Annotated in this window: 23 protein-coding genes and 1 tRNA gene; 17 read left to right on the forward strand and 7 right to left on the reverse strand. The window is 38.5% G+C overall.

Annotation, left to right across the window (positions count from 1 at the left end; all coding sequences use genetic code 11):
• Nucleotides 1-58: 58 nt before the first annotated feature.
• Together E0709_RS04840 and E0709_RS04845 are read left to right on the forward strand one after the other, a co-directional pair.
• Nucleotides 59-820 carry a cytochrome C assembly family protein gene (locus E0709_RS04840; RefSeq protein ID WP_132301108.1) on the forward strand — a complete coding sequence of 254 codons (762 nt, stop codon included), beginning with the start codon at nt 59-61 and terminating at the stop codon, nt 818-820.
• A gap of 79 nt (nt 821-899) precedes the next feature.
• On the forward strand, nt 900-2,159 hold the full coding sequence (locus tag E0709_RS04845) for an HlyC/CorC family transporter (protein ID WP_132300994.1): 1,260 nt from the start codon (nt 900-902) through the stop codon (nt 2,157-2,159).
• A 284-nt stretch (nt 2,160-2,443) separates the two neighbouring features.
• On the opposite strand, the gene lptG is transcribed toward E0709_RS04845, so the two are convergent.
• Together lptG and lptF are read right to left on the reverse strand one after the other, a co-directional pair.
• A complete protein-coding gene (lptG, locus tag E0709_RS04850; RefSeq protein ID WP_132300992.1) occupies nt 2,444-3,514 on the reverse strand; it encodes an LPS export ABC transporter permease LptG in 1,071 nt (356 codons plus the stop codon).
• Nucleotides 3,515-3,525: 11 nt separating this feature from the next.
• On the reverse strand, nt 3,526-4,629 hold the full coding sequence (gene lptF / locus E0709_RS04855) for an LPS export ABC transporter permease LptF (protein WP_132300990.1): 1,104 nt from the start codon (nt 4,627-4,629) through the stop codon (nt 3,526-3,528).
• A gap of 148 nt (nt 4,630-4,777) precedes the next feature.
• Here lptF and E0709_RS04860 point away from each other — a divergent pair, with 148 nt between their 5' ends.
• Nucleotides 4,778-6,235, forward strand: coding sequence for a leucyl aminopeptidase (locus tag E0709_RS04860; RefSeq protein WP_132300988.1), 1,458 nt, complete (start codon nt 4,778-4,780; stop codon nt 6,233-6,235).
• Nucleotides 6,236-6,274: 39 nt separating this feature from the next.
• On the opposite strand, the gene cmoB is transcribed toward E0709_RS04860, so the two are convergent.
• Nucleotides 6,275-7,240, reverse strand: coding sequence for a tRNA 5-methoxyuridine(34)/uridine 5-oxyacetic acid(34) synthase CmoB (gene cmoB / locus E0709_RS04865; RefSeq protein WP_132300986.1), 966 nt, complete (start codon nt 7,238-7,240; stop codon nt 6,275-6,277).
• 114 nt (nt 7,241-7,354) lie between these two features.
• On the opposite strand from cmoB, the gene rng reads away from it, so the two are divergent.
• Entirely contained in the window at nt 7,355-8,830 is a 1,476-nt protein-coding gene (gene rng, locus E0709_RS04870; RefSeq protein WP_132300984.1) for a ribonuclease G, read from the forward strand.
• A 375-nt stretch (nt 8,831-9,205) separates the two neighbouring features.
• Here the strand turns inward: rng and E0709_RS04875 are convergent, their stop codons facing one another.
• A complete protein-coding gene (locus E0709_RS04875) occupies nt 9,206-9,415 on the reverse strand; it encodes a hypothetical protein (RefSeq protein ID WP_132300983.1) in 210 nt (69 codons plus the stop codon).
• Nucleotides 9,416-9,491: 76 nt separating this feature from the next.
• Between E0709_RS04875 and tldD the strand changes: the two genes are divergently transcribed.
• From tldD to E0709_RS04890, 3 genes are all read left to right on the forward strand, one after another.
• On the forward strand, nt 9,492-10,940 hold the full coding sequence (gene tldD / locus E0709_RS04880; RefSeq protein ID WP_132300981.1) for a metalloprotease TldD: 1,449 nt from the start codon (nt 9,492-9,494) through the stop codon (nt 10,938-10,940).
• A gap of 60 nt (nt 10,941-11,000) precedes the next feature.
• Nucleotides 11,001-11,210, forward strand: a complete 210-nt coding sequence (locus E0709_RS04885) for a hypothetical protein (protein WP_132300983.1) — start codon at nt 11,001-11,003, stop codon at nt 11,208-11,210.
• A gap of 461 nt (nt 11,211-11,671) precedes the next feature.
• On the forward strand, nt 11,672-12,874 hold the full coding sequence (locus tag E0709_RS04890) for an aspartate aminotransferase family protein (protein ID WP_132300977.1): 1,203 nt from the start codon (nt 11,672-11,674) through the stop codon (nt 12,872-12,874).
• Between the two features lie 49 nt (nt 12,875-12,923).
• Here the strand turns inward: E0709_RS04890 and E0709_RS04895 are convergent.
• Nucleotides 12,924-13,000, reverse strand: a tRNA-Met gene (locus tag E0709_RS04895).
• Between the two features lie 175 nt (nt 13,001-13,175).
• Here E0709_RS04895 and mltA point away from each other — a divergent pair.
• The 4 genes from mltA to rlmKL all read left to right on the forward strand — a co-directional run bounded on the left by mltA (nt 13,176) and on the right by rlmKL (nt 18,404).
• The gene (gene mltA / locus E0709_RS04900) at nt 13,176-14,282 is read left to right on the forward strand and encodes a murein transglycosylase A (RefSeq protein WP_132300975.1); all 1,107 of its coding nucleotides are present in this window, start codon (nt 13,176-13,178) and stop codon (nt 14,280-14,282) included.
• 33 nt (nt 14,283-14,315) lie between these two features.
• Nucleotides 14,316-15,080, forward strand: a complete 765-nt coding sequence (gene tcdA, locus E0709_RS04905) for a tRNA cyclic N6-threonylcarbamoyladenosine(37) synthase TcdA (protein WP_132301106.1) — start codon at nt 14,316-14,318, stop codon at nt 15,078-15,080.
• Between the two features lie 105 nt (nt 15,081-15,185).
• Complete coding sequence (gene znuA, locus E0709_RS04910; protein ID WP_132300973.1) at nt 15,186-16,157, forward strand: zinc ABC transporter substrate-binding protein ZnuA; 972 nt, start codon at nt 15,186-15,188, stop codon at nt 16,155-16,157.
• Between the two features lie 99 nt (nt 16,158-16,256).
• A complete protein-coding gene (gene rlmKL / locus E0709_RS04915; protein ID WP_132300971.1) occupies nt 16,257-18,404 on the forward strand; it encodes a bifunctional 23S rRNA (guanine(2069)-N(7))-methyltransferase RlmK/23S rRNA (guanine(2445)-N(2))-methyltransferase RlmL in 2,148 nt (715 codons plus the stop codon).
• 170 nt (nt 18,405-18,574) lie between these two features.
• Here the strand turns inward: rlmKL and grpE are convergent, their stop codons facing one another.
• Nucleotides 18,575-19,177, reverse strand: coding sequence for a nucleotide exchange factor GrpE (gene grpE, locus E0709_RS04920; protein ID WP_132300969.1), 603 nt, complete (start codon nt 19,175-19,177; stop codon nt 18,575-18,577).
• Between the two features lie 160 nt (nt 19,178-19,337).
• Here grpE and E0709_RS04925 point away from each other — a divergent pair, with 160 nt between their 5' ends.
• A complete protein-coding gene (locus E0709_RS04925) occupies nt 19,338-20,228 on the forward strand; it encodes an NAD(+) kinase (RefSeq protein WP_132301104.1) in 891 nt (296 codons plus the stop codon).
• 74 nt (nt 20,229-20,302) lie between these two features.
• Complete coding sequence (recN, locus tag E0709_RS04930) at nt 20,303-21,979, forward strand: DNA repair protein RecN (RefSeq protein WP_132300967.1); 1,677 nt, start codon at nt 20,303-20,305, stop codon at nt 21,977-21,979.
• 194 nt (nt 21,980-22,173) lie between these two features.
• Here recN and E0709_RS04935 read toward each other — a convergent pair whose 3' ends face one another.
• Complete coding sequence (locus E0709_RS04935; RefSeq protein ID WP_132300965.1) at nt 22,174-22,803, reverse strand: OmpW family outer membrane protein; 630 nt, start codon at nt 22,801-22,803, stop codon at nt 22,174-22,176.
• A gap of 288 nt (nt 22,804-23,091) precedes the next feature.
• Here E0709_RS04935 and E0709_RS04940 point away from each other — a divergent pair, with 288 nt between their 5' ends.
• Genes E0709_RS04940 through E0709_RS04955 form a run of 4 tightly spaced genes read left to right on the forward strand, consistent with a single transcriptional unit; the run spans nt 23,092 to nt 25,158 of the window.
• Nucleotides 23,092-23,856 (forward strand): hypothetical protein, encoded by a 765-nt coding sequence (locus E0709_RS04940; protein ID WP_132300963.1) that lies wholly within the window; start codon nt 23,092-23,094, stop codon nt 23,854-23,856.
• A 1-nt stretch (nt 23,857) separates the two neighbouring features.
• Nucleotides 23,858-24,394, forward strand: a complete 537-nt coding sequence (locus E0709_RS04945) for a septation protein A (protein WP_132300961.1) — start codon at nt 23,858-23,860, stop codon at nt 24,392-24,394.
• Between the two features lie 3 nt (nt 24,395-24,397).
• Nucleotides 24,398-24,856, forward strand: a complete 459-nt coding sequence (gene yciA / locus E0709_RS04950) for an acyl-CoA thioester hydrolase YciA (RefSeq protein WP_132300959.1) — start codon at nt 24,398-24,400, stop codon at nt 24,854-24,856.
• Between the two features lie 17 nt (nt 24,857-24,873).
• Entirely contained in the window at nt 24,874-25,158 is a 285-nt protein-coding gene (locus E0709_RS04955; protein WP_132300957.1) for a YciI family protein, read from the forward strand.
• Nucleotides 25,159-25,165: the final 7 nt, after the last annotated feature.

The raw sequence follows: 25,165 nt of genomic DNA on the forward strand, positions 1-25,165 counted from the left end.
TATTTTTGCAAAGAAAGGATAAACCAAATTGACAACACCGCCGTATGCTATTTTTGCCATGCTTTTTTACAGCTTTAATATTTTGCTGATCATGCCGATGTTGCTGAAAATTGATGGACAAACTCAACCAAAAAGAACACTCTTTTTATGTACCGCATTTTTGGCTGTGATTTGTCATTATTTGAGTTTTACCGAATTGTTTACTCATCTAACCTTAGGTGCAGATATTACGTTACTTGAAGTCAGTTCCTTAATGAGTTTTTTTATTGCATTATTAAGTACGGTACCTATGTTATGGAATGTACGAACATTGGCGTTTATCTCGCCCATTGTATATGCCTTTGCCTTGATTAATTTGTTAATGACGGAATTTATCCCAAGTCAAATTGTACATCTACAAGTTAATTTATTATTACACATCCTTATCTCTATGCTGACTTATGCGGTTTGTTTTATTGCCATGTTGTATAGTATTCAAATTGCTTGGTTGGATCGTCATTTAAAACGTAAAAAAGCCTTGCCGTCACCTGATTTACCTCCATTAATGTTGGTAGAACGTCATTTTTTCCGAGTGATGTTAAGTGGTGAAATTTTATTAACTATTATCTTATTTACTGGAACATATCATTTACTGCATGCGTTGCAGTTAAGCAACATTCATAAAGCATTGTTTTCTCTATTTGCATGGATTGTTTTTGGTATCCTATTGGTTGGACATTGGAAATGGCATTGGCGTGGAAAAAGAATGATCATTTTCACAATCTCAGGTATGATATTGCTGACGATTGCTTATTTTGGAAGCAAATTTTTCCCAACCTAATGGGAAAAATTGGCAGTGCGGTATAAAAATTCGAAATTTTTCACCGCACTTAATATTGAACGAACACAAGGAACAACCTTTGGACAGTATTCCCCTTAGTACCTTATTTATTATTCTTGCCATTCTGTTAATTATTTCTGCCTATTTTTCTGGTTCAGAAACGGGTCTGTTGTCGGCGAATCGTTATCGCATGCGTTATCTTGCTGAACAAGGGCATAAGGGTGCGAAAAAAACGGAAAGATTGTTGAAAAAAACCGATAAATTACTGAGTTTTATTTTAATCTGTAATAATTTAGTGAATATTTCTGCGTCAGCATTGGCTACGATTATTGGTATGCGTTTATATGGCGATGCTGGAGTAGCTATTGCGACTGGGGTATTAACCTTTGTGATGTTGGTTTTTTCTGAAATTTATCCTAAAACTGTCGCCGCACTTTATCCTGAAAAAGTGGCATTTTTATCTAGTCACGTGATTTCGCCTTTAATGAAACTGTTTACACCACTCGTTTTTTTGATGAATTTAATTATTAAAGGGTTAATTAAAATTACTGGTTTAAAAACCGAAATGAAAGCAAATCACCTGAATGTAGAAGAATTACGTTCTATCGTGAATCAAAGTGGTAAATTTATTCCATCCGCCCACCAAGAAATGTTATTGTCGATTTTAGATTTAGAAGAAGTTTCTGTCGAAGATATTATGGTACCACGTAATGATATTGCGGGGATTGATATTGATGATGATTGGAAATCTATCATGCGTCAGTTAAATCATGCGGCGCATAGCCGAGTGGTATTATATAAAGGTAATATGGATGAAAATGTACTGGGTATTTTGCGAGTGCGAGAAGCGTATCGTTTGATGTTGGACAAAAATGAGTTTAGTAAGGAAACCTTAATTCGAGCGGCTGATGAAATTTATTTTATTCCCGAAAGTACGGTATTAACCGCACAATTACTGAATTTTCGCAGTAATAAGGAACGCATTGGCTTAGTAGTGGACGAATACGGTGATATTAAAGGGTTAGTAACGCTTGAAGATATTTTAGAAGAAATCGTCGGTGAATTCACCACATCTACCGCCCCATCTATTGAAGAAGAAGTGACCGCTCAATCGGACGGTTCAATTTTAATTGAAGGCTCAACCAACATTCGAGATTTGAATAAATTATTTGATTGGAATTTAGACACTGATGAAGCTCGCACGTTTAATGGGTTGATTTTAGAACATTTGGAAGATATTCCCGATGAAGGTGCTGAATTTGAATTAAATGGCTTGAAAGTTACGGTGTTAGAAGTGGCGGATAACATGGTGAAACAAGCGAAAGTAGTGAAATTATAGCCATAGTTTTTACTACGACAATATTGTATCGGACTCAGTCCTTTTAATTTTAGCTGTATGCCGATAAGAACGCATTTGATAATGCCAATCTTGATCAGAATTTTTATGATTTACGAAGTAAAAATCAACGACTTGTTGTTTAAAGAATTGATTATATTTAGTCATAAAGATCTGCACCTTACTAGGTCGGTTATTAATCCAATTTTTGGGAGGCAGATCATTTTTTTCAGTTGCATGCTTAAATACAATTTTAGTTAGCAGTATTTAGCCTAATATTGAAGACTTTAGTCTCTTTTACGACTCAACAACCACCAAGTAATGATCAAGAACATTACACTTGGCATTAACGCTCCGGCTAATGGTGGAACGCTATAGACTAAACTGAGTGGTCCAAAAATTTCATTCACCACATAAAACAAGAAACCAAAGCAAATCCCCGCCACAATTCTTGCTCCAGCGGTCACACTTCGCAATGGTCCAAAAATAAAGGATAACGCAAGCAACATCATCACTCCTACCGAAATCGGTTGGAATAATTTGCGCCAGTAGGTTAATTCGAATTTCTTACTATCTTGTCCCGTTTGTTTTAAGAAACTTATATAATCTGATAACCCTGAAATGGACAATGACGTGGGTTTTAAGGAAAAAATACCTAACTTATCCGGTGTTAAGTTAGTTTTCCATTTATCATTAAGTTTATTTTGAGTAATGATCTGTTCTGCTGTAATGGTAGATGTATTAATATTTTTTAATACCCACTCACCATTTTGATAAACGCCCTGATTGGCATGGCTCATTTGTTCCAGCCTACGGTTATCATTAAAGCGATAAATATAAATATCATTTAATTGGGCATCCTCGGTAATACGTCTGACAAAAATAAAATCATTACCGTCTTTCGCCCATACACCATTTTTTACTGATAACATAGAGCCACCAGAAATGGCTTTTGCTCGCATATCACGAGCATATTGTTCTGTTTGTGGAATCCCCCATTCACCAATAATCATGGTTAACACCACCAAAGGTAGTGCGGTTTTCATCACCGCTAAACCGATTTTTAAACGGGAGAATCCGGCAGATTGCATTACCACTAATTCACTTCTACTGGCTAAATTCCCCAATGCAATTAATGCCCCCAGCAATGCTGCCATCGGGAAAAAAGTTTCAATGTCTTTCGGCATCGTCAATACAGTATATAAAATAGCTTGCAGACTGTCGTAGGAACCTTTCCCTACACTACGAAATTGTTCCACAAATTTAATAATTGCGGAGAGTCCAACTAAGGTTAATAACGTGGCAAAAATTGCCCCTAAAATGCTTTTACCAATATAACGATCTAAGGTATTCATCATGGTGCTTATCCTTATGCCATTTTAGGTTTATTAAACAGGTGGCGGATTTTATACATAAATGCCGTTTCCCAGCTATTTAACACAATCCCTAACAACAAAAATATCACATTCACGAATGGCATCCATAAGGTAGCGTCTAATTTGCCTGCACCACCAGCAGATTTCAATGAACTTTGCGCTAAGAAATAGATTAAATACAATAAAAGTGCGGGTAAAATCTTAGCAAATCTACCTTGACGTGGATTCACACGGCTTAACGGTACTGCCAACAACGCCATTAATGGTACAGCTAACACTAAAGTAATTCGCCATTGTAATTCTGCTTTTGCCGCATTGGAGTTAGATTTATTTAACTCAGCAAAATTTAATGTTTCTGCTTCATCAGATGCTTTTGAATCCACAATTTGATGTCCTAAATAAGCATGATATTGATCAAAATTGGTGATTCTAAAATCTGACAACATCGCTGTGCCTTCAATTCGTTGGCTTTTTTCCAAACTTAATAATTGATCGCCATTTGGCAAGGATGTCAATTCTCCTAATTCTGCTGTCACTACAGCGGGTTTGAAATTCTTTTTCGGTTTCATTTGGAAAATATACACATCATGAATTTTGTTATTATTGATCTCATTAATAAATAACACAAAATCCCCATTATCTGACGACATAAATTGTCCCGAACTTAATGCTGCCATACGTGGGTTAGCCCTGGCATCTTCCACAATATCCGTTTGTTTTTTAATCGCCCATGGCGATATCCATAATGCGTTATAGGCGGCTAATCCTGCGGTAAACACAGATAAAATCAACACTACTTTAACTAATAGGCTTGATCCCACGCCACAGGCGCGCATTACAGTAATCTCACTTTCGGCATAAAGTCGCCCGAACGTTAACAAAATAGCAATAAACAATGACAACGGCAACATTAACTGTGCCATGGTCGGCATGCCTAACCCGAGCAAGGATACCACTAAATCCGCTGGCACTTTACCATTTGCTGCCGAACCTAATACCCTAACTAATTGTTGACAAAAGAAAATCAGAAGTAGAATAAACAAAATCGCCACTTGGCTTTTGAACACTTCTTTGAATAAATATCTATTTAAAATCACGTTATGCCTGTTTTCTGTTACAAGTGTTATGTTACAAAATTTTACTTGCAATTTATAAAAATTGGGTTAATTTAAACCGCACTTTGTCGGTATAAAGCTAGTTGGCTATGATACCTTATTTTTAAGTATAAAAACAGTAGGAAACGAAATGAAATATTCAGCAAATACCACCGTACTTTCCAGTGCAGATGCTATTTTATTAGCTATTTTTGAGCAAGGCGAACTGTCAAATATTGCCAAACAATTTGATCATTGCGGTGAAATTAGTGCGCTGATTAAGTGTGGTGAAATCTCAGGAAAAATCGGACAGATCAGTTTATTACGCCAACATGGGCAACGTTTAATTTTAGTTGGTGCTGGCAAACAAGGCGAAATCAGTGAACGTGAATTTAAACAAATTGCACAAAAAGCGATTCAATTTGTTAAACAAACCGCCACTAAAACCTTGGTTAATGGGTTAACCGATGTAAAAATCAAAGAACGTGATTTATACTGGAATATCCGTTTTGCTCTCGAAATTTTTGCCGCAGAAGATTATATTTTTGATCAATTTAAAAGCAAGAAAAGCGACATTCAACACGTATTAAGTGAGATTATTTTCCATACAGTTGATCCACAAGCAGAACAAGCCATTCAGCATGCTAACGCTATTGCTTTAGGCATCAAATTGGCTAAAGATGTGGCAAACTGTCCACCCAATGTTTGCACACCAAGCTATTTAAGTGAGCAAGCAAAAAACCTTGCAAAACGTACCGCACTTTTAACTACTACCGTGTTAGATGAAAAAGATATGGAAGAATTAGGCATGAACGCTTATTTAGCCGTTTCTCGTGGTTCACAGCATGAAGCCAAATTGAGCATTTTAGACTATAAAAATCATCCTAGCCCTAATGCTAAACCCATCGTGTTAGTGGGTAAGGGATTAACTTTTGATGCCGGTGGTCTTTCCCTTAAACCAGCCGCTGAGATGGATGAGATGAAATACGATATGTGTGGTGCTGCCAGTGTTTACGGCGTAATGAATGCGTTAGTGGAATTGCAATTACCATTAAATGTAATCGGTGTATTAGCTGGTTGTGAAAACCTACCTGACGGTAATGCTTATCGCCCTGGTGATATTCTGACTACCATGAATGGATTAACTGTAGAAGTGCTAAATACTGATGCAGAGGGACGTTTAGTGTTGTGTGATACCTTGACTTACGTTGAACGTTTTGATCCTGAATGTGTGATTGATATTGCGACCTTAACTGGTGCTTGTATGGTAGCGTTAGGTCAGCACAATAGTGGTTTGGTTTCAACCGATGATGATCTTTCTGCCCAATTATTACAAGCGTCACTACAAAGCCAAGATAAAGCATGGCGTTTGCCATTAAGTGAAGAATATCAAGAGCAGCTTAAATCAAATTTTGCCGATTTAGCCAATATTGGTGGACGTTTTGGCGGCGCTATTACTGCTGGTGCATTTTTAGCTAACTTTACTAAAAAATACCGTTGGGCGCATTTAGATATTGCTGGCACTGCATGGTTACAAGGGGCGAATAAAGGGGCTACTGGACGACCTGTTGGGCTGCTTACCCAGTTTTTGATTAATCAAGTACAATAATAAAACATAAGGTGCGTTTATTCGCACCTTAATTTTATTTTATTTATTAGCAATAATCACCGCTCGTTTTGGTGCAGGATAGCCCTCAATGGTTTTACTGTGATCTTCTGGATCTAAAAAATCAATCAGGCTTTCATTGTCTAACCAATCTGTTTTACGCTGTTCTTCCAATGTCGTCATGGCTTCATCTACACAACGTACATGACAAAAACCTACTTTTTGTAACCAGTTAATCAAACAGGCAACAGAGGGGATAAAATACACATTTTTCATTTTGGCATAACGATCTGCTGGCACCAGTACGGTATTCACATCACCATCAATCACCAAGGTTTCTAGCACTAACTCGCCCCCTTTGCGGAGTTGATCTTTTAGTTGACTTAGATGATCTAACGGTGATTTGCGATGATATAACACGCCCATCGAAAACACCGTATCAAACACACCCAACGGTTGCATTTGTTCAATGCCTAAAGGAATTAAATTCGCTCGGCGGTCATTATTGAGAAGTTTACGAACTGCCTCAAATTGGCATAAAAATAATTCTGTCGGATCAATACCGACCACCATTTTCGCTCCTTCGCCCACCATTCGCCACATATGATAACCACTGCCACAGCCCACATCTAAAATGGTGCGATCTTGCAATGCGCTCAAATGCGGTAATACCCGATCCCATTTAAAATCTGACCGCCATTCACAATCAATATGTACACCATACAGATGATAAGGACCTTTTCGCCACGGCATAAGCTGTTTAAGGTGATAAACCAAACGCTGTTGTTCACCGTCCGATAACGGAAAATCTCGCGCCGATTTCACCGCGGTTTTTAAATCAATCTGATCAGCTGTTAAGTGCGGTAAAAAATCCACAATTTTTACCCATTTGGCATAATCACCATGGGTTTGTTTTTCCCATTGTTTGAGTTGCAAGGGCAAGGTTTCGAGCCACGCCGATAAATTAGTGGTGGCAATTTGTTGATAAAAAGGACGAAAATCAATCATAAAATTCATATAAATTTGAGAAAGGTCACATTTTACCTGATTTGTACTTGTATTTCTATTTCACTTTTCGCTATCCTAGACGATTATTTTTTAAATTAGAGATATTGAAATTAAATGAATTACGTTGAATTATTAGTCAATATCACGCCCAACGAGACCCGAATTGCCTTGATGGATTCGGGGATTTTGAAAGAAGTGCATATTGAACGCCAAGCCAAGCGTGGTATTGTCGGGAATATTTATAAAGGTCGCGTGACACGTGTTTTACCCGGCATGCAATCCGCTTTTGTAGATATTGGCTTAGAAAAAGCGGCTTTTTTACATGCTTCCGATATTGTCTCTCATACCGAATGTGTGGATGAAAGTGAGCAAAAACAATTTGTGGTGAAAGATATCGCTCAATTAGTGCATGAAGGGCAAGATATTGTAGTTCAAGTGGTTAAAGATCCTATTAGCACCAAAGGGGCAAGGTTAACCACAGATATTACTTTACCCTCTCGCTATTTAGTCTTTATGCCAGAAAATAGTCATGTGGGCGTGTCACAACGGATTGAAAGCGAAGAAGAAAGAGCGAGATTAAAAGCCCTGACTGAACCCTATTGCGATGAACTTGGCGGTTTTATTGTGCGTACTGCCGCGGAAGGGGTGAGCGAAGAAGAATTAAAACAAGATGCGGATTTTTTAAAACGTGTCTGGCGAAAAGTGATGGAGCGCCGAGCTAAATATAAAACTAAATCTGAGATCTATGGTGAACTCGCACTGACACAAAGAGTATTACGTGATTTTATTGGTCAGGGCATTGAGAAAATTCGTATTGATTCAAAATTATGCTTTGCGGAAGTGAAAGAATTTACCGAAGAATTTATGCCTGAACTCACCGATAAATTAGTGCTATATTCTGGTGATCAGCCGCTATTTGATGTGTATGGGGTGGAAAGTGCCATTAATATCGCATTAAATAAACGGGTTAATTTAAAATCTGGCGGCTATTTAATTATTGAGCAAACCGAAGCCATGACCACCATTGATATTAATACAGGAGCATTTGTCGGTCATCGCAATTTGGAAGAAACCATTTTTAACACCAATATTGAAGCTACTCAAGCTATTGCGCAACAGCTACAATTACGTAATTTAGGTGGTATCATTATTATTGATTTTATTGATATGCAGACCGAAGATCACCGTCAACGAGTCTTACAATCTTTGCAGGAAGCGTTAAGTAAAGATCCAGTGAAAACTAACGTCAATGGTTTTACTCAACTGGGCTTAGTGGAAATGACCCGCAAGCGTACGCGTGAGAGCTTAGAACATATTTTGTGTGACGATTGTACAGCTTGCCAAGGTCGAGGACATACCAAAACCGTGGAAACTGTATGTTATGAAATTATGCGTGAAGTGATTCGAGTACATCATTTATTTTCCAGTGAACAATTTACCATTTATGCCTCTCCAGCAGTGGCGGATTATTTGATTAAAGAAGAAAGTCATGGCTTGCTGGCGGAAGTGGAGATGTTTATTGGCAAGCAGGTTCAAGTTAAGCAGGAAGTGTTTTATACACAGGAACAGTTTGATGTGGTGGTGATGTAAGTGGGATTTCGCCCACAGGGCGACTTACTTTTTCTTTGCTTGTGCAAATAAAAAGTAAGCAAAAAGAAACACACCCCAACTTTGCCTTGTTTCCTGAAAATCCTTTAATTTGCTTAACGGAAAATGGCTGAACTCGCTACGCTCAGACAGATGCCACTTTCCTACAAATTAAAGCATTTTCAGTCGGTAAACATGGGGACTCCGAGCCAAAAATAAAAATAGATTTGACGAAATAAAATTTGTAGGGGCGTATTGCATACGCCCATAAATGCGGAATATTTATATTTTTAGGGGAAAAAATCGAACATTAGGGCGTATGCAATACGCCCCTACATTCTTGTTCCCCGTCTGAACCGCCTGAGCGTTTTGGTATTTTTAGCTAAATTTTGCTTGTCTGAGCGAAGCGAGTTCAAAATTTAGCGTTAAGAAAATACCAAATAAGCGAAGAAAAGCGGTGAAGTCGGGGTGTGCTTTTCTTTGCCTACTTTCTTTTGCACAAGCACAAAATTCGTAGAATTTTGAACGTTGGCTTTGCCAACGGCACGAAGTGCGAGCGTAGCGAGTAAAAGAAAGTATGGTCGCCATCGGCGAAACCCGATCTAACACAAACAACAAAATTTATGTTAAAATCACCGCACTTTTTTATTAACCAAAAACAATTATGCTAAGACAAGTTCAACAATCCCTACTCACTCAAAGCAACCTATCCCTACCTGATCTGCAAAACATCTTCGACATCATGTCGCATCGCCAAATCGACTATGCTGATCTCTATTTCCAACTTAGCCAAGATGAAAGTTGGGTGTTAGAAGATAGCATTATCAAAGAGGGCGGTTTTTATATTGATCGTGGTGTGGGCGTACGTGCAGTCAGTGGTGAAAAAACGGGGTTTGCCTATTCTGACCAGATTAATTTAGCCAATTTACAGCAATGTGCGAATGCGGTAAAAGGTATTGCACTACCTAATCAGGGCAATATTATCAAGCCGTTACGTTTTAATGAAGTGAACGCTATTGCACGTTATGCGGCGATTAATCCTTTAAACACCTTAAGCAAAGAACAGAAAATTGAATTATTGCATTTGGTGGATCGTACTGCACGAGCAGAAAGCCCCTATGTGACTAAAGTCACAGCAAATCTCACCGCACTTTATGAAGAAATGTTAGTAGTTGCCACTGACGGCACCTTGGCAGCCGATATTCGCCCATTAATTCGCTTGTCCATTTCCGTTATGGTAGAAAAAGACGGTAAACGTGAACGTGGTAGTGCTGGTGTGGGGGCAAGAGTGGGCTTAGACTGGTTTTTTGAATCCTATTTAGGTGAACAGAAAGCCGTTTATTTTGCTAAAGAAGCCGTTCGCCAAGCCTTAGTCAATGTGAATGCAGTATCTGCTCCGTCTGGTTTAATGCCTGTCATTTTGGGTGCGGGTTGGCCTGGGGTCCTATTACATGAAGCAGTTGGTCATGGTTTAGAGGGGGACTTCAACCGTAAAGAAAGTTCATTATTTACCGGCAAAATCGGTGAGTTAGTCACTTCCCCTTTATGTACGATTGTAGATGACGGCACGTTACAAAATCGCCGTGGCTCCATAACCGTGGACGATGAGGGAGTGCCAAGTCAATGTAATGTATTGATTAAAGACGGTATTTTGCAAGGCTATATGCAAGACAAAATGAATGCTCGTTTAATGGGTGTTGCCCCGACTGGCAACGGTCGCCGTGAAAGCTATGCACATTTGCCAATGCCACGCATGACGAATACTTATATGTTGGCAGGTTCAAGTAAATTTGATGATTTGATCGCCAGTGTCGATCAGGGTATTTTTGCACCGCACTTTGGTGGCGGTCAGGTGGATATTACGTCGGGTAAATTTACCTTCTCCATGTCGGAAGCCTATTTAATTGAAAAAGGCAAAATCACTAAGCCAATTAAAGGGGCAACGATGATCGGCAATGGGATTGAAGTCATGCAACAGGTGTCTATGGTGGCGGATAATTTAGAAATCGATCACGGTATTGGGGTGTGTGGCAAGGACGGACAAAGTGTACCAGTGGGGGTAGGGCAACCAGCTTGTAAGATTGAGAGAATTACGGTTGGGGGAACAAATTAGATTTTTATTTAATTTGTCTTTTACTTAACCTTTTGTTTGTGGTTAGATCGGGTTTCGCCGATGGCGACCATACTTTCTTTTACTCGCTACGCTCGCACTTCGTGCCGTTGGCAAAGCCAACGTTCAAAATTCTACGAATTTTGTGCTTGTGCAAAAGAAAGTAGGCAAAGAAAAGCACACCCCGACTTCACCGCTTTTCTTCGCTTATTTGGTATTTTCTTAACGCTAAATTTTGAACTCGCTTCGCTCAGACAAGCAAAATTTAGCTAAAAATACCAAAACGCTCAGGCGGTTCAGACGGGGAACAAGAATGTAGGGGCGTATTGCATACGCCCTAATGTTCGATTTTTTCCCCTAAAAATATAAATATTCCGCATTTATGGGCGTATGCAATACGCCCCTACAAATTTTATTTCGTCAAATCTATTTTTATTTTTGGCTCGGGGTCCCCATGTTTGCCGTCTGAAAATGATTAAATTTGTAGGAAAAGTTGTGCTGTTTGAGCGAAGCGAGTTGACAACTTTTCCGTTAAGCAAATTTAATTATTTTCAGGAAACAAGGCAAAGTTGGGGTGTGCTTTCTTTTGCTTACTTTTTCTTTGCACAAGCAAAGAAAAAGTAAGTCGCCATCGGCGAAACCGACTTCAATTAAAAAACTGAATTTTTATTCAAAATCATTGCATAAAAAATCAAATCCTTTTATCCTATCTAAAAAAATAGAGGAAGATCAAAATGCCCCAATACAACAGACAAACATTCGATCAAGTCATGATCCAAAACTACATCCCCGCTAACTTTATCCCCGTCAAAGGAAAAGGAAGCCACGTCTGGGATCAAGACGGCAAGGAATATATTGACTTCACCAGTGGCATTGCCGTTAATTCACTCGGTCATTGCCCTGATGAAATTGTGGAGGTACTCAAAGCCCAAAGCGAAAAATTATGGCATTCAAGTAACTGGTTCACCAGCGAACCGACCCTTGCACTCGCCAGTAAATTAGTTCAACATACCTTTGCAGAGCGTGTCATGTTCGCTAATTCTGGTGCAGAAGCCAATGAGGCAGCATTAAAATTAGCTCGCCGTTATGCAGTAGATAACTATGGTTATCAAAAATCCACCATTATCTCCTTTAAACAAAGTTTCCACGGTCGTACGCTATTTACCGTCAGCGTTGCAGGACAACCGAAATATTCTGATGGATTTGGTCCGAAACCAGCAGATATTATTCATGTTAAATTTAATGATTTAGCCAGCGTAAAAGCGGTGATTGATGATCGTTGCTGTGCAGTGATTGTCGAACCGATCCAAGGGGAAAGTGGGATTATTCCTGCCACCGCAGAATTTTTACAAGGCTTACGTCAACTTTGTGATGAAAATAACGCCTTGTTGATTTTTGATGAAGTACAGACAGGCGTAGGGCGTACTGGCTATCTGTATGCGTATCAAAAATATGGTGTTACTCCCGATATTCTGACTACAGCTAAAGCCTTAGGCAATGGCTTTCCGATTAGTGCCATGCTGACCACCACAGAGATTGCCAAAAGTTTTTCCCCTGGGGTACACGGCACCACCTTTGGGGGAAATCCATTGGCTTGTGCCGTCGCCGAAAAAGTGATTGATACCATTGCTGATGATCAATTTTTGACTCAAGTTAACCTCACTTCTGCACTATTTAAAGCCGAATTAACTAAATTAAATGAACAATTTCATTTATTTAAGGAAATTAGAGGCGAGGGGTTATTAATTGGTGCAGAATTAATTGAAAAATACCAAGGTAAAGCAAGTGATTTTGTCAAAGTGGCAGCAGAAAACGGCTTAATGATTTTAGTGGCTGGACCGAATGTGTTACGTTTTGCTCCCGCATTAAATATCAGTGAACAAGATCTCTTACAAGGGGTTGACCGATTAACCAAAACCTTAAAATGTTTCGCCTAAGATAAAAAGTAAAAAAGCGTTAACCTTGTGATTAACGCTTTTTTGAATTTGGTTGCGGGGGCCGGATTTGAACCAACGACCTTCGGGTTATGAGCCCGACGAGCTACCAAGCTGCTCCACCCCGCGTCTGATGTGGTGTAATATACACTGAAAAATCATGAATGCAAGAAAAAAGATGTAAAATCAATTCGTTTGCCTTAAAAAACAACAAAAAGCATAAAAAATACTAGGGTATATGTCTAAATTTTGATAGGATATTTCCCTTCATTTTCGGATTGATTTATTTTAGGATTTTTAGCAAATGATTCCCAAAAACATGACATACAAAGTAGCAGTTTTAGCCCTTTCTGCTTTACTTATCGCTTGTTCATCTAACAACAAGCAGCCCGCCAAAATAAAAGCCAATGTCGGCAATACAGAAATGCAAAAATTAGGGGCAAAATACAATGGGAGAGTCTATACACCGGAAGTGTTTACTACAGTTTCTAGAGTAGATAACAACAGCCCAATCGTGAATCCCAAAAACTTTATCTACCAATTAAATAACGTACGTCACTATTCTAGCGGTATTACTAATCGCTTTGCTAGCAATTACAGCAAAATCCAACAATGGGTCAATGCTGGCGCCAAAGTCAGTGATTTGGCAAGATACGGTATTTATCCACAAGTCATGGCAGGGGCAGATAATTATCAAAATGTATTAATGACCGGTTATTACTCCCCGGTTATTCATGCTCGTCGCACACCACAGGGTAGATATACTCAACCAATTTATGCTATGCCTAGCCAAAAACGTTTTACCCGATCTCAAATTTATGCAGGAGCATTAGCGGGTAAAGGCTTAGAATTAGCTTATAGTGATTCGATGTTAGATAATTTTTTACTTGGAGTGCAAGGCAGTGGCTATGTAGATTTCGGTGATGGTCGCTTAAGTTACTTAGCTTATGCCGGTCAAAATGGCTTTCAATACACTTCCGTAGGACGTTTATTAGTGGAGGATGGCGAAATTCCAAAGGAAAAAATGTCCGTCCAAGCGATTCGTGAATGGGGACAACGTAATCCATCTCGCATACAAGGCTTGTTAGAGCGTAATCAGTCTTATGTATTCTTTAAAAATGATCCAACCGGTCAAGTCAAAGGTTCCGCCGGTGTGCCATTAGTTCCTATGGCATCGGTCGCATCCGATCGTCGAATCGTGCCATCTGGTACGGTATTATTAGTCGAGGTACCACAAATTGATAATAACGGTAACTGGACGGGACAGCATCAATTACATCTTATGGTTGCCTTAGATGTAGGCGGAGCAGTGAAAGGTCAGCATTTTGATTTGTATCGTGGCATCGGTGATCAAGCCGGGCATATTTCTGGTTTATCAAAACATTATGGACGTGTTTGGGTACTACGTTAATCAGAACGTTAATCCAAACCTAATGTAAATATGATAGAACGAATTGATAATTTTGAGCAACGCTTCGGTGGTATCGGACGATTATATACTCTAGCGGGTCTGGCTCGCTTGAGACAAGCCCATATTTGTGTTATCGGCATTGGTGGCGTAGGTTCTTGGGCTGTGGAAGCCCTTGCTCGTTGCGGTATTGGGAAAATTACCATGATTGATATGGACGATATTTGCGTAACCAATATCAATCGCCAAATTCACGCCCTAACAGGTAATGTGGGTAAGCTCAAAACCGAAGTTATGGCTGAACGTATTGGATTAATCAATCCTGAATGTCATGTACAAATTATTGATGACTTTCTTTCTAACGAAAATTTAGCTAACTATATCACGACAGACTATGATTATGTGATTGATGCAATTGATAGTGTAAAAACTAAATCAGCTTTAATTGCCTATTGCAAACGTAATAAAATCAAACTGATAACTATAGGTGGAGCTGGCGGACAAACCGATCCGACACAAATTCAAATTACGGATTTAAGTAAAACAATCCAAGATCCACTGTTATCTAAAGTCCGCTCTACGCTACGCAGAGAGTACCATTTTAGCCAAAATCCTAAACGGAAATTTGGTATTGATGCGGTTTTCTCGACGCAGCCATTAATTTTCCCACAAGTGACAGAAAATTGTGAAATTTCTGCAAGTATGAATTGTGCCAATGGTTTTGGTGCAGCGACGATGATCACCGCTACGTTCGGCTTTTTTGCTGTTTCTCGAGTAATTGATAAATTACTTAAAGCATAGTTACCCTAACATAAAACTTATTTTATCATAAAAAAAAAGATAGCTTTTTTCCTAAAATAGGCGTAATCTATCCGCACTTTTTACATTTCAAGTAAGGAAAAAATAATGTCTAAATTAACTAAAACAGCTATTGCTAGTGCTATTTTAGCCACTGCTTTTGCCGCTCAAGCGGATATTGTGACTTCAGTCAAACCCTTAGGTTTTATTGCCTCCTCTATTGCCGATGGTGTGCTTGATACTCAAATTATTGTACCCGCAGGTGCCTCACCACACGATTACAACCTAAAACCAACAGATGTGCAAAAAATTAAATCTGCAGATTTAGTCTTATGGATCGGCAAAGATGTGGATAGTTTTTTAACAAAAACGATCGCTCAAGCAGATCAGAAAAAATTGATTACGATTGCTGAAATTGATGGTGTTACCGCATTATTAGAAAAATCAGAACATCACCATCATCATGATGACGGCGACGATGATGATGATCACGACCATGATCACGCCGACCACGATCATGACCATGAACACGAAGGACATCACCATGAAGTGGATGAAAACGGTTTAACTGTCAACTGGCACGTATGGTATTCACCACAAATTAGTCAATTAGTGGCAAATCAGCTAGCTCAAAAATTAACCGAACAATTCCCAGCGAAAAAAGATCTGATTGCTGAAAATTTAGCGAATTTTAACCGCACTTTACAAGAGAAAAATACTCAAATTACTCAACAAGTAAGCACATTTAAAGATAAAGGGTTCTATGTATTCCATGATGCTTATGGCTATTTTAATAATACCTATGGTTTAAAACAAACTGGAGCATTTACCATTAATCCTTTAGTTGCACCGGGAGCAAAAACCATTGCGAAAATTAAAGAAGAAATTGAAGAACACAAAGTAAATTGCTTATTCGCCGAACCACAATTCACCCCAAAAGTGATCGATACCTTAGCAAAAAGCACCGGTGTTAAGGTAGGTCGTTTAGATCCGATGGGCGACAGTATTAAATTAGGCAAAAATGCTTACAGTCAATTCTTGCAATTTACAGCAGATAGTTATGCGAGTTGTTTGAAATAATGTAGCCACAAATAAAATCGAAAAAGTGCGGTGAAAACAACCGCACTTTTTTGTTTAATGCTATAATCTCACCATTCCCAATCTGTTTAGAGAATATCCATGAAACAACTTTTTGCTACCACAGGACGTGGTTTTGAAGAATTACTAAAAGTCGAACTTACCGATCTTGGTGCAACTGAATGTCAAGTGGCACAAGGTGGTGTGCATTTTATGGCGGACGATGAAACCCAGTACAAGGTACTATTGTGGTCGCGACTCGCTTCTCGGGTGTTATTGCCATTGGCACAAAGTAAAATTTACAGTGATTTAGATCTCTATTCCATCATATTATCGCAAGACTGGCTATCGCATTTTGATGAAAGATCCCGATTTTTAGTCGATTTTAACGGCACAAACCAAGAAATTCGCCACACACAGTTCGGTGCAATGCGCGTGAAAGACGGTATTGTGGATTATTTTGAGCGACAAGGTCGGCGTCGTCCTGATGTGGATAAAGACAACCCTGATATTCGGATTCATGCCTATTTAAATCGTGAGAATTTTATTCTTTCGCTCGATTTAAGCGGTGATGCCTTACATTTACGTGGCTATCGAGAGGAAACTGGTGTTGCTCCATTACGTGAAACCTTAGCCGCCGCCATCGTATTACGTTCAGGCTGGAAAGTGGGAACACCCTTGGTGGATCCGATGTGTGGTTCAGGCACTTTGTTAATTGAAGCGGCTCAAATGGAAGCTAAAATTGCACCGCAGTTGCACCGTATGCACTGGGGTTTTGATTTTTGGAAAGGGCATAATCCGTCCGCTTGGGAAAAGGTGAAAACAGAAGCCGTTGAATTAGCTGAAACAGAATTTAACAAAAATCCCCAACCGCATTTTTATGGCTTTGATTTAGATCACCGCGTTATTCAAAAAGCACAGCACAACGCTCAACAGGCTGGCGTAGCACATCTAATTCAATTTAAACAATCTGATATAGGAGCCTTGAAAAATCCACTCGAACATGGCGAAAAAGGGACGGTTATTTGTAATCCCCCTTATGGTGAACGTTTAGGTACCACACCAGCGTTAATTGCCTTATACTCCGTGTTCGGACAACGCTTAAAACAACAATTTGGCGGTTGGAATGCCTCTATTTTTAGTTCAGAACCAAGTTTATTAGATTGCCTACGTTTGCGTTCACATCGTCAATTTAAAGCCAAGAATGGTCCATTAGATTGTGTACAAAAAAATTATCAAATTTCTGACCGCAGTTTAACTGAACCAGAACAAAGTGCGGTGCAAAATTTGGCATTTTCAACCAATAATAATGTGGCTATTGATTTTGCCAATCGCTTACAAAAAAATATTAAAAAAATTGAAAAATGGGCGAATCAACAAGGATTACAAGCCTATCGCTTATATGATGCAGATTTACCCGATTATAATCTCGCCGTAGATCGTTATGCGGATCACATTGTGGTACAAGAATATGCGCCACCGAAAAATATTGATGAAAATAAAGCCCGTCAACGTTTACTTGATGCAGTAACGGCAACCCTTGCAGTCACGGGTATTGAAACCAATAAATTGATTCTAAAAGTTCGCCAAAAACAAAAAGGCAAAAATCAATATGAGAAATTAGCCAACAAAGGCGAATATTTTTATGTGGAAGAATATGGTGCAAAATTGTGGGTTAATTTGACCGATTATTTGGATACGGGATTATTTTTGGATCACCGTTTAACGCGTAAAATGCTAGGCGAAATGGCAAAAGGCAAAGAGTTCTTAAATTTATTTGCTTATACAGGCTCTGCGACTATTCATGCGGCATTAGGCGGTGCCAAGTCCACCACCACCGTAGATATGTCAAATACTTATTTAAATTGGGCAGAACAGAACTTAATTTTAAATGATTTGGACGGTAAACAGCACCATTTAATTCAAGCGGATTGTTTGCAATGGTTGGAAAAATGCGATCGCCAATTTGATCTGATTTTTGTCGATCCGCCCACATTTTCCAATTCAAAACGCATGGAAGACAGTTGGGACGTACAACGTGATCATATTAAATTAATGGGAAATCTCAAACGGATTTTACGCCCAAATGGCACCATCGTATTTTCTAATAATAAACGTGGATTTAAAATGGATGTTGAGAGTTTAGCGGAACTAGGACTAAGTGCGGTGGAAATTTCAAACAAAACCTTACCGCTGGATTTTGAACGCAATAAACAGATTCATAATTGTTGGATTGTACAGAGAACTTAGGACAGATGACTGAGAATAAGGGACAGATAATAACAAAATTCCCCCGTATTTTCAGGAAACAAGGAAAAATCGGGGTCGCTTTTCTTTTTGCTTACTTTTTCTTTGGCGATGCAAAGAAAAAGTAAGTCGCCAACGGCGAAATCTGTTTTAAACGCAAAGAAAAGTAAAAGCTACGCTGCTACCATAACCATAGCAGGACGAATCACCCGACTATTCAATAAATATCCTTTTTGTAACACTACAGTAATTTGATTGGTTTCGAATCCTTCTGTCGGTTGCATAGAAATGGCTTGATGCAATTCTGGATTAAAGGTTTCGCCCACTTCACCCACTGGTTCAATACCAAAACGGGCCACCGTGGCTAATAAATCTTTTAAGGTGAGTTCTACACCATCAAATAAGCCTTTAATACATTCGTCTTCTTTATTCGCTGGCGTGGTTAATGCACGTTCAAGGTTATCAATAGTGTTTAAAATTTCTTTTGAAAATTTTTCTAAGGCAAATTTATGGGCTTTTTCCACATCCTGCTCCGCACGACGGCGGATATTTTCCATTTCAGCTCTGGCTCGCAATAGACTTTCTTGCTCTTTTTGTGCCGCATCAACCAGTTGTTGTTCTAATTCTTGTACACGTAAAATCGCTTCTTCTAACACATCCGTTTCTTCATTTGGAGCCTCATTCTCTGCTTCCTCAGTTGCTTCAACGGATTCCGTTTGTTCTTGCGCGGTTTCTACTAAAATTTCTTCTGTTGGCTGTTTTTCTTGTTCTGTCATCATGTACTCCATTAAAAAATATTATAAAATATGAGCGGTTAAGCATTGTAACAAAGGAATCATCAAATGTTAATCTTTGCTCCAAGTCATTTTCAATGTAATATAAAGGCGTTTTTTTAAAATTCAAGTCGTCACTACAATGGAATTTATCAATAATCATATTAATCCGCTGCATAAAAGCTTTAAAACCATTGCGTTAGTTGGTTATCCACGCAATGATATGACGCTGCAAATGCATAAAAATATTTTTGCATGGCTACAGGAAAAAGGCTATACCGTATTAGTGGAAAGTGAAGTGGGGCAAGCATTAGCACTTCCAACGGAACAGATTGCATCCCTCGAACAAATCGGTAAACAAGCCCAACTGGCTATTGTCATCGGTGGGGATGGCAATATGCTCGGACGTGCCAGAATTTTATCTAAATATGATATTCTATTAATTGGCATCAACCGTGGTAATTTAGGCTTTTTAACCGATATTGATCCGAAAAATGCCTATGCGCAATTACAAGCTTGTTTGAACGGTGAATTTTTTGTGGAAGAACGCTTCTTATTAGATGTCAATATTGAACACAATGGTGTAGTGATAAACAATGGTAATGCCATTAATGAAGCCGTTATTCACCCTGCTCAAATTGCTCACATGATTGATTTTCATGTTTATATTGATGATAAATTTGCTTTCTCACAACGTTCAGATGGCTTAATTATTGCCACGCCAACTGGTTCAACCGCCTATTCACTTTCTGCTGGTGGACCGATTCTAACGCCAAATTTAAATGCTATCACGCTAGTATCTATGTATCCACATACCTTATCATCGCGCCCCTTAGTTATTGATGGTGATAGTAAAATTTCGCTCCGTTTTGCGGATTATAATACACCACAGTTAGAAGTGAGTTGTGATAGTCAATTAGCTTTAAACCTAACCAGTGATGATATTGTTACAGTACAAAAAAGCCCTTATAAACTACGTTTACTACACTTGCGTAATTATAACTATTACAATGTGTTAAGCTCAAAATTAGGCTGGCTTAAAAAACTTTTCTAAAAACTGTAAAAAAATCCTTTACTGTATATTTATTATGAATTATACTGCATTCCATACAGTAAAGGGGATTTTTTATGCTTACACAACTCACCATTAATAATTTTGCCATTGTTCGTCATTTAGATATTGAACTAGCTCAAGGTATGTCAGTGATTACTGGCGAAACGGGTGCAGGTAAATCCATTGCGATTGATGCGTTAGGCATTTGTTTAGGACAACGCACCGAGCTTTCCATGTTACGGGAGGGACAAGAACGTGCTGATGTGTGTGCAACCTTTCATATTGAACCACAAAGTCCAGCTTCCGTTTGGCTAAAACAGCAGGAATTAGAAGACCAAGATAATCCCGAAAGCTGTATTTTACGCCGTATCATCAATCAAGATGGACGTTCTAAAGCCTTTATTAACAGCACACCAGTTTCAGTGGCACAATTAAAAGAATTGGGGGCATATTTGATTCATATTAATGGACAACATGCCTCACAATTATTATTAAAACCTGACTTCCAATTACAAACCTTAGATACCTTTTGTTCACACACCGCATTACTGTCTCAAATGAAAACGGATTACCAACAATGGAAATCGTTGCAACGACAAGTAGAAGAATTTAAACAAAAATGTGCTGAAAATGAAGCGAGAAAACAATTACTACAATATCAAGTAGATGAATTAGATGAATTTAATCTGCAAGAAGATGAATTTATTCAGCTTGAAGAAGATCATAAACGGCTTTCTAATAGCGAACAACTCACTTCACTCGCACAGTCTTTGTTAGGTATTTTAAGCGAAAATGATACGGTAAGTGCCGATAGCCTACTTTATCGAGCCACCCAATATGTTGATGAATTGGCAGAACTTGATTCTCGCTATGCGGAAATTCAAACGATGCTGCAAGACGCATTAATTCAAGTACAAGAAGCGAGCAGTGAAGTACAACACCTTGCTTCCGATATTGAACAAGATCCTTATTTATTAGAAGAAATTGAACAACGCATGAGTCAAGCTATTCATTTAGCGAAGAAACATTATATTTCGCCGGAAAACTTAGTGGAATTTCACCGCAGTTTGAAAGTGGAGCTTGAACAACTGATCGATTATTCTGAAAGTGAAGATGAATTAATTCAACAAGAAAAACTCGCTTTTACTCAAATGCAAGCTAGCGCAATGGCATTACACCATAGCCGTGAAACTGGAGCGGCAAAATTAGCCGAACAAGTAACTCAATCCATTAAACAATTGGCCATGGAAAATGCCCAATTCTTTATTAGATTAAATACAGATTACAGTAAAGTCAGTGCCAACGGAGCGGATAATGTGCAATTTGATTTACAAAGTAACTTAGGGCAATCCGCACAATCTTTGGCAAAAACCGCATCTGGTGGAGAACTATCTCGTATAGCCTTGGCAATTCAGGTATTAACGTCTGATAAGAGTGCTATTCCAACCCTGATTTTTGATGAAATTGATGTGGGAATTAGTGGTGCCACAGCTAGTGTAGTAGGTAAACTGTTACGTCGATTAGGCAGCCAATGTCAAGTATTATGTGTAACTCACTTAGCGCAAGTCGCAAGTTATGGCAATCATCATTTTGTAGTCGAGAAGTTTACCGTAGATGAAAAAACCGAAACCAAAATGACCGCACTTTCTGCTCAACAACGGGTAAAAGCCTTAGCAAAATTACTCGGTGGTCGCAAAATTACCGATACGGCGTTAGCAAATGCACAGGAAATGTTGGATTTGGCGAGTTAAGGGTAGCATAAAATCAGGGTAAATACATCGCTAAAATACCCCGCACTGGCGTACGGGGTTAACATAGTTTCGCTACTCCGTAGCTTTCAATATAGTTAAGATGCGGAGCATCGTGATTTGCCTAGTCCTGTACGCCAGTGCTGGGTATAAAAAACCTCGTACGAATGTACGAGGTTAGTGATTAAATCAGTTAATTAAAAACGATAACCAACACCCAAGAAGTAAACGATTGGATCTAGTCTTACATCTTGAGAATGTTCAACTCCACCTAATTTGAATGTTGCTTTGGTTTTAATTTTTGCATAATCAATAGAGGCGTTAACAAAGAAATTATCGGTGACGTTAATATCTACACCCGCATTTACTGCTACGCCCCATGAATCTTTTAATTTAAGATCGGTAACGCCGGCTAATTTTTCTTGTTCATCAAAGAAAGTAGTATAGTTCACGCCAGCCCCCACATAAGGGCGTGCAACAGATTCTTTGCTACCAAAATAGTATTGAAGGAACAAGCTAGGTGGTAAATGTTTAGTTTTACCTACTAATGTATTACCCAAGGTAATTTTATGACTAAATGGTGTCGCAGCAAGTAACTCAACACCGATATTATCAGTAATTAAATAAGTCGCTGTTAAACCTAATTGTGCATTAGTATTAACATCTAAATCTAACGCAGGATTTTGATCATTTGCTGTATTTTTTACGTTAGTTGGTGATACCGCTACACCACCAGCACGAATTAAAATATCGCCAGCTTGATGAGCCATCACCACACTGCTTAATAACGCAGTGGCTAAACCGATTGCTAATGCTGATTTTTTCATATTGATCTCCTTGATTATTTATTAGGGATTTTATCCCCCATCTATACCCATAAAAAAAATACGTGTTTTACCACGAGAGAAATATACTCTTTTTGGACTGGAAAAACTGTGATCCAGATCATAAAATTGAAAGATTGTTAAAAATTTCTTATTGTTTATTATCTAGTTGTTAATTTTTTAATCTAACAGGCTATTTTGATATAAATCAATTTCTAACTTTTTTATGCATTTATATCTAAAATCGGTATAATTACGTTCAAGCTTATGAATCTCTTAAAAGGAAAAACAATGCCGATTAATTTTACCCAGCTATTTAAGGACAGCTGGCATTTTTTGCAAAATGAACGAAAATTTGCTTTTGCATTTGTGATAATTTTTGTGTTAGTTTCCGCTGGTTTTGGGTTGCTACAACAAGCCATTTTTCCCGTGCCAGAAAATATGGAGCCTCTTAACGAGCAACAACAAATGGATATGTTACTCCAGCAGAGTAGTGATTTGACTTTTTTATGGTTCACCCTAGCAAAAGGTTTAGCCACGTTATTTATTGTATATTGGGGAACCATGACGGTACATCAAATTAGTCAACGTCAATCTCAAGGGTTTGTTCAAACTGCAGTAATGACGTTTAACCGTTTACTCGGTATTATTTTACTCAATATATTGTGCTTTCTGCCGTTTTTTATTGGTGTGATCGGTACGATTGCTGGTGCGTTAAGTCAATCGTCACTCTCCTTTATCAGCCTTTTTTTAATGATATCGGGGATTTTTATTTTAATTCGCCTTTGCTTATCACCGGTTCGCTATTTACTGACCAACGAATCCGTAAAAAGTGCGCTGCAAAATAGTTTAATTTCAGCCAAAGGACGGACTTCGGCACTCTTTTTCTATTGTACCATTAGCTATTTATTTTTTCCGCTTGTCGGTTTTCAACTTGCTGTACTGGCTCAAAATTTACTCCTGACTATAGTGGCTTTGGTGATCATATCCTTGATTAATGTTTTTTCCATTGTGTTTACCTATCGTTTTTATACAGTATTCAATCAGCAGGCATAATATGAAACAACTTTTAGAATTTATTCCTCTTATTTTATTCTTCGCTGTCTATAAATTAGCCGGTGTACGAGAAGCTGCCATCACATTGGTCATTGCTACCATTTTACAAATGGTTATTTTAAAATGGAAATATGGCAAAATTGAAAAACAACAAATTGTAATGGGATGTGCTGTCGTGGTATTTGGTTTGCTTACCGCTTATTTTAATGAAATAAAATATTTACAATGGAAAGTCACCATTGTTTATGCACTATTTGCCATTATCTTGTTAGTAGGACAATTTGGCTTTAAAATACCCCTTATCCAAAAATTATTAGGCAAAGAAATAACATTACCCCATGCAGTCTGGAATAATCTTAACTTAGCTTGGGCCATCTTTTTTATCCTTTGCATGTTGGTTAATATTTATATTAGCCAAGCCTTTTCCGAAGAAGTGTGGGTAGAATTTAAATCTTTCGGTATTTTAGCCATGACATTTGTAGCCACTATCGGCACAGGTCTTTATATATACCGTTATTTACCAAAAGACAAGGAGTGATAAATGAGCTGTAGCATAACTGAACAAGAAGAAAATAGACAATCACAAGGATCCTTATTATTAAGAACCCTGGCTATGCCTTCAGATACCAATGCGAATGGTGATATTTTCGGCGGTTGGATTATGTCACAAATGGATATTGGAGGTGCTATTTTAGCCAAAGAAATTGCCAAAAGTCCGGTAGTAACGGTTTGCGTCGATAAAATGAGCTTTTTACGTCCTATCGCAGTGGGTGATGTAGTTTGTTGTTATGGAAAATTAGTCAACGTGGGACGCACGTCATTGCAAGTCAAAGTAGAAGTCTGGATCAAAAAAGTGTATCAAGGTTTACGTGATCGCTATTGTGTCACCGAAGCATTATTCACCTATGTTGCCATTGATAAAAACGGCAAACCAACGGCAATACCAAAAGAAGATAATCCCGAATTAGATCAAGCTCTTGCTCTAATCAAACAATCCTAATAACCAAGGAGTTTTATATGGAATATTATGTTATTTTTGCTCAAGATAATCCGAATATGTTAGAAACCCGTTTATCTGTTCGTGCACAACATTTAGCGCGTTTAGAACAACTTAAAAATGAAAATCGTCTATTCACCGCTGGTCCAAATCCAACCGTTGATGGAACGGGTGTCACCGGTTCAACTGTTATTGCACAATTTGCTTCGTTTGAACAAGCCCAACAATGGGCGAGTGAAGATCCCTATGTGGATGCTGGTGTTTATCGTGATGTCATTGTTAAGCCATTTAAAAAAGTATTTTAATTCATTA

Origin of the sequence: Lonepinella koalarum, assembly GCF_004565475.1 — a bacterium.
Lineage (GTDB): Bacteria > Pseudomonadota > Gammaproteobacteria > Enterobacterales > Pasteurellaceae > Lonepinella > Lonepinella koalarum.

What these genes read in the sequence shown, in the direction of transcription:
- E0709_RS04840 (WP_132301108.1), top strand. Translation starts at nt 59, where the DNA reads ATGCTTTTTTACAGCTTTAATATTTTGCTGATCATGCCGATGTTGCTG.
- lptG (WP_132300992.1), bottom strand. Translation starts at nt 3,514, where the DNA reads ATGATGAATACCTTAGATCGTTATATTGGTAAAAGCATTTTAGGGGCA.
- E0709_RS04860 (WP_132300988.1), top strand. Translation starts at nt 4,778, where the DNA reads ATGAAATATTCAGCAAATACCACCGTACTTTCCAGTGCAGATGCTATT.
- cmoB (WP_132300986.1), bottom strand. Translation starts at nt 7,240, where the DNA reads ATGATTGATTTTCGTCCTTTTTATCAACAAATTGCCACCACTAATTTA.
- rng (WP_132300984.1), top strand. Translation starts at nt 7,355, where the DNA reads ATGAATTACGTTGAATTATTAGTCAATATCACGCCCAACGAGACCCGA.
- E0709_RS04875 (WP_132300983.1), bottom strand. Translation starts at nt 9,415, where the DNA reads ATGGCGACCATACTTTCTTTTACTCGCTACGCTCGCACTTCGTGCCGT.
- tldD (WP_132300981.1), top strand. Translation starts at nt 9,492, where the DNA reads ATGCTAAGACAAGTTCAACAATCCCTACTCACTCAAAGCAACCTATCC.
- E0709_RS04885 (WP_132300983.1), top strand. Translation starts at nt 11,001, where the DNA reads ATGGCGACCATACTTTCTTTTACTCGCTACGCTCGCACTTCGTGCCGT.
- E0709_RS04890 (WP_132300977.1), top strand. Translation starts at nt 11,672, where the DNA reads ATGCCCCAATACAACAGACAAACATTCGATCAAGTCATGATCCAAAAC.
- mltA (WP_132300975.1), top strand. Translation starts at nt 13,176, where the DNA reads ATGATTCCCAAAAACATGACATACAAAGTAGCAGTTTTAGCCCTTTCT.
- znuA (WP_132300973.1), top strand. Translation starts at nt 15,186, where the DNA reads ATGTCTAAATTAACTAAAACAGCTATTGCTAGTGCTATTTTAGCCACT.
- rlmKL (WP_132300971.1), top strand. Translation starts at nt 16,257, where the DNA reads ATGAAACAACTTTTTGCTACCACAGGACGTGGTTTTGAAGAATTACTA.
- grpE (WP_132300969.1), bottom strand. Translation starts at nt 19,177, where the DNA reads ATGACAGAACAAGAAAAACAGCCAACAGAAGAAATTTTAGTAGAAACC.
- recN (WP_132300967.1), top strand. Translation starts at nt 20,303, where the DNA reads ATGCTTACACAACTCACCATTAATAATTTTGCCATTGTTCGTCATTTA.
- E0709_RS04935 (WP_132300965.1), bottom strand. Translation starts at nt 22,803, where the DNA reads ATGAAAAAATCAGCATTAGCAATCGGTTTAGCCACTGCGTTATTAAGC.
- E0709_RS04940 (WP_132300963.1), top strand. Translation starts at nt 23,092, where the DNA reads ATGCCGATTAATTTTACCCAGCTATTTAAGGACAGCTGGCATTTTTTG.
- E0709_RS04945 (WP_132300961.1), top strand. Translation starts at nt 23,858, where the DNA reads ATGAAACAACTTTTAGAATTTATTCCTCTTATTTTATTCTTCGCTGTC.
- yciA (WP_132300959.1), top strand. Translation starts at nt 24,398, where the DNA reads ATGAGCTGTAGCATAACTGAACAAGAAGAAAATAGACAATCACAAGGA.
- E0709_RS04955 (WP_132300957.1), top strand. Translation starts at nt 24,874, where the DNA reads ATGGAATATTATGTTATTTTTGCTCAAGATAATCCGAATATGTTAGAA.